The organism is Ruoffia sp. FAM 20857 (assembly GCF_045528645.1).
In the GTDB taxonomy this organism is placed as follows: domain Bacteria; phylum Bacillota; class Bacilli; order Lactobacillales; family Aerococcaceae; genus Ruoffia; species Ruoffia halotolerans.
Window position 1 is genome coordinate 1 of record NZ_JBGQRB010000142.1, and the last position, 255, is coordinate 255.

A 255-nucleotide genomic window follows, 5' to 3' on the forward strand; every position below is an offset into this window, starting at 1 on the left:
CATAAGGAGAATATCTACGCATGAACCATTTTATCCAAAAAACCTTTCAATTAAAAGACCCAAATATCACGATCGATATGGACCGTGTTGAAGAACAGCATTATAAAGGCCGCTTATCTTTGTTTTATTTTGGCACATTAACGTATGTTCCTAAAGCCTGTGAATGTTGTGGTATCGTCAATGATGCCTATCAAGTCGTTAAAAATGGGACGCGTCACTCTCGTCTGACTTTAGCGAGCATAACGGGACTTCCTG

Annotated in this window: 1 pseudogene; it reads left to right on the top strand. The window is 39.6% G+C overall.

What is annotated here, in order from left to right:
• Positions 1-20 precede the first annotated feature (20 nt).
• Positions 21-255: pseudogene (locus ACEN4N_RS11595) on the top strand (ISL3 family transposase); the annotation flags it as partial.